The organism is uncultured Limnohabitans sp. (genome assembly GCF_937889215.1).
In the GTDB taxonomy this organism is placed as follows: Bacteria; Pseudomonadota; Gammaproteobacteria; order Burkholderiales; family Burkholderiaceae_C; genus Limnohabitans_A.
The window spans coordinates 1-3,482 of sequence record NZ_CALBEX010000013.1 but is presented as its reverse complement, the minus strand read 5'-3'; the positions used below and the strand labels follow the sequence as shown (position 1 = coordinate 3,482).

General features: G+C 53.6%; 6 protein-coding genes. All 6 read right to left on the bottom strand.

The annotated features are described in order from the left end of the window. On the bottom strand, positions 1 to 314 hold a 314-nt coding region (rplL, locus tag Q0341_RS00415; RefSeq protein WP_299509757.1), incomplete at its 3' end, for a 50S ribosomal protein L7/L12. Between the two features lie 40 nt (positions 315 to 354). Then, entirely contained in the window at positions 355 to 861 is a 507-nt protein-coding gene (rplJ, locus tag Q0341_RS00410) for a 50S ribosomal protein L10 (protein WP_299509755.1), read from the bottom strand. Positions 862 to 1,118: 257 nt separating this feature from the next. Beyond that, positions 1,119 to 1,814 carry a 50S ribosomal protein L1 gene (rplA, locus tag Q0341_RS00405; RefSeq protein WP_299509754.1) on the bottom strand — a complete coding sequence of 232 codons (696 nt, stop codon included), beginning with the start codon at positions 1,812 to 1,814 and terminating at the stop codon, positions 1,119 to 1,121. Continuing rightward, complete coding sequence (gene rplK / locus Q0341_RS00400) at positions 1,815 to 2,246, bottom strand: 50S ribosomal protein L11 (RefSeq protein ID WP_299509752.1); 432 nt, start codon at positions 2,244 to 2,246, stop codon at positions 1,815 to 1,817. Positions 2,247 to 2,368: 122 nt separating this feature from the next. Next, a complete protein-coding gene (nusG, locus tag Q0341_RS00395) occupies positions 2,369 to 2,950 on the bottom strand; it encodes a transcription termination/antitermination protein NusG (protein ID WP_299509750.1) in 582 nt (193 codons plus the stop codon). Further along, positions 2,950 to 3,333: a preprotein translocase subunit SecE gene (secE, locus tag Q0341_RS00390; RefSeq protein ID WP_299509747.1), complete on the bottom strand. Its 384-nt coding sequence runs from the start codon at positions 3,331 to 3,333 to the stop codon at positions 2,950 to 2,952. Before secE ends, nusG begins: the two co-directional genes overlap by 1 nt. Positions 3,334 to 3,482 lie beyond the last annotated feature (149 nt).

The window sequence follows — 3,482 nt, the reverse complement described above, 5'->3', positions numbered from 1 at the left end:
GCTTTTGGCAGGGCTTCTTTGACTGCTTTAGGAGCGCCGTCCACCAAGTCTTTGGCTTCTTTCAAGCCCAGACCGGTGATTTCGCGCACAGCTTTAATCACGGACACTTTGTTTGCGCCAGTTTCCAACAAGACAACGTTGAATTCTGTCTGCTCTTCAGCAGCAGCAGCACCGCCACCACCGGCAGCAGCAGGAGCGGCCATAGCGGCAGCGCTCACGCCAAATTTCTCTTCGATGGCTTTCACCAGTTCGTTGAGTTCCATGACCGTCATGCTGTCCAGCGCGGTCAAAAATGCGTCTTTATCGAATGCCATTTTTATTTCCTAACAATTGGTTAAAACACGAACGCTGGCCTTAAGCGGCAACAGCTTCGCCTTCGCCTTTTTTGGCCGCCAGAGCACCCAACACCACGGCGGTGCGGGACATTGGCGACATCAACAAGCCACACAACTGGGCCAACAAAACTTCTTTCGAAGGGATGCTTGCCAATTGCTTAACGCTGTTCACGTCCAAAGCTTTGCCTGCAAATGCACCTGCACGAATGACCAACTTGTCGTTGGTTTTCGCAAAGTCAGTCACCACTTTCGCGGCGGCTACTGCATCTTCAGAAAAGCCATAGATCAGCGGACCGGTCATTTGGTCGGCGACAACTTCAAACTGCGTACCTGTCACAGCACGGCGGGCCAAGGTGTTTTTCAACACCGTCAGCGAAACGCCGAGGCTACGAGCTTTGACGCGCAGGTTGGTCATGTCAGCGACCGTGATGCCACGGTACTCCGCTATCACCAGCGTTTGAGCTTTAGCGGCGAGTTCGGTCACTTCGGAAATGACCGCTTCTTTCTCACTGCGATTCAGACTCAAGGTCTACTCCTTTATATGTGTTGTCCGGGTTGCCCCTTGAACACGCCTATTTGCAGCGACCAACTGTTTTGGATCTTCATCCATCTGCAGCGGGATCGCCATCTGCGTTGGCCCAAACTTTCAAGCGAACTTGGCGGTTTGTCGATTAAGCACATCGGGTGTGCACCAACGGTCTTGGATGACCTGCCTTTCTTTTACAAGATCAGCAGCCCACCACATTGAGCCAGCCTATCGGATGGCTCAAATTTCTATCGCCATCAAGCTGCGATGGATTGTGTGTCGACGCGAACGCCCACACCCATGGTCGAAGACACCGCAATTTTGCGCAGGTAAACACCTTTGCTTGTGGCTGGCTTGGCCTTCACCAAAGCTTCAACCAGGGCGGCCAAGTTGCCTTGCAACTTGTCTGTGTCGAAAGAACGGCGGCCAATCGTGCCATGCACGATACCGGCTTTGTCCACGCGGAACTGAACTTGACCGGCTTTGGCATTGCGCACAGCTGTCGCCACGTCAGGCGTCACAGTGCCCACTTTGGGGTTAGGCATCAGACCACGTGGGCCCAAAATTTGACCCAAGGTACCGACCACACGCATCGCGTCAGGTGCGGCAATGACCACGTCGAAAGGCATGTCGCCAGCTTTCACGCGGGCAGCCAGGTCGTCCATACCGACCACGTCTGCACCAGCGGCCAGGGCTTCTTCAGCTTTGGCGCCTTGGGCGAACACGGCCACACGGGCGGTCTTGCCGGTGCCGTTAGGCAACACGACCGCGCCACGCACGACTTGGTCAGACTTCTTGGCATCGATACCGAGCTGCACAGCCACGTCGATCGACTCGTCGAACTTGGCAGTGGCGCACTCTTTGACCATGGTCAAAGCATCAGCCAAGGCGTACAGCTTCAGGCTGTCCACTTTGCCAACGAGGGCTTTTTGTTTTTTGGTGAGTTTGGACATTTACACGCCCTCCACATTCACGCCCATGGAACGGGCAGTACCAGCGATGGTGCGAACGGCTGCGTCCAGATCGGCAGCGGTCAGATCTTTCATCTTGGCGTTGGCAATTTCTTCGAGCTGAGCGCGGGTGATCTTGCCCACTTTTTCCAAACCTGGTTTGGTAGAAGCTTTGTCGATCTTGATGGCCTTCTTGATCAAAGTCGCTGCAGGTGGCGTCTTGATGATGAAGGTGAAGGATTTGTCTGCAAACGCTGTGATGACCACAGGCAATGGCAGGCCCGGCTCGACGCCTTGGGTCTGGGCGTTGAACGCCTTGCAGAATTCCATGATGTTCAAACCACGTTGACCCAATGCTGGACCAATAGGTGGTGATGGATTGGCTTTACCAGCTGGCACTTGCAGCTTGATGAAGCCGACGATTTTTTTCGCCATGCTTTTCTCCTTGCGGGTTGTAACGCTTGGGATCGTTTGATCCTCAGCTCCCCGGGGTTAACGACTCAAGATCAAGAACCAGCGCCGAGTCGGGAAGCGCAAGTTCGGAAAAGTGAAAACGATCAGGTCTTTTCGACTTGACCGAATTCGAGTTCAACCGGTGTGGCGCGACCAAAGATCGTGACCGACACACGCATCTTGTTGCGCTCGTAATTGACTTCTTCCACCGTGCCATTGAAGTCCGTGAACGGGCCTTCTTTGACGCGGATGTATTCACCGACTTCAAACTCCACCTTGTGGCGTGGCTTGTCAGTGCCTTCTTGCATCTGGTTGACGATTTTGGCGACATCAGCCTCAGAAATCGGCGCTGGTCGGTTTTTAGCCCCACCCACAAAGCCGGTGACTTTGTTGGTGTGCTTGACCAAATGCCAAGTTTCGTCGTCCATGATCATTTCAACCAATACATAGCCAGGGAAAAACTTGCGTTCCGTGGTCCGTTTTTGGCCATTTTTAATCTCAACCACCTCTTCGGTGGGCACCAAAATGCGGCCAAATTTTGTTTCCATGCCCGAACGCGTGATGCGCTCGATGATGTTGCGCTCGACTGCTTTTTCCATCCCCGAATAAGCATGAACCACGTACCATTTCAGGTCGGGGTTGGTCGAAGAGCCGGCCATGGCCGCGTTGACTACAACATCGTTCATTATTTTTTCCACCCGAGAATCAGATCGTAAAAAACCCATTCCAGAGTTTTGTCAGTGAGCCAAAGGAACAAGGCCATCACCACCACAAAGGCAAATACATACAAAGTGATCTGCAAGGCTTCCTTGCGCTCAGGCCACACCACTTTTTTGGTTTCGCGCACGGCATCGCGCCCAAAACCAATCAACTGGCGACCGGACTCGGACGTGAAATACACCACAGCCGCCGCGATCAACGCCACCAACAAGCCGCCCCATTGGGCCAAACTGCCATGGGCGGACAACATGTAATAGGCAACCAAACCACCCATGACGAGCAACACGGCCAAAGCCAGGCGCATCTTGTCACCAGCAGCACTCACAGTTTGAACTTCGGACGTTGCCATACGGCTTGAAACCTTTGTTGAGCCCTCTTCAGAAGGACTCTTATCAGACAAGGAAGCCCGCTAGTGTCTAGCGGGCTTGAAATTCCACCTTTTCAGGTGGCAGGGGCAGTAGGAATCGAACCTACAACCTTCGGTTTTGGAGACCGACG

What these genes read in the sequence shown, in the direction of transcription:
- nusG (WP_299509750.1), bottom strand. Translation starts at nt 2,950, where the DNA reads ATGAACGATGTTGTAGTCAACGCGGCCATGGCCGGCTCTTCGACCAAC.
- rplA (WP_299509754.1), bottom strand. Translation starts at nt 1,814, where the DNA reads ATGTCCAAACTCACCAAAAAACAAAAAGCCCTCGTTGGCAAAGTGGAC.
- secE (WP_299509747.1), bottom strand. Translation starts at nt 3,333, where the DNA reads ATGGCAACGTCCGAAGTTCAAACTGTGAGTGCTGCTGGTGACAAGATG.
- rplK (WP_299509752.1), bottom strand. Translation starts at nt 2,246, where the DNA reads ATGGCGAAAAAAATCGTCGGCTTCATCAAGCTGCAAGTGCCAGCTGGT.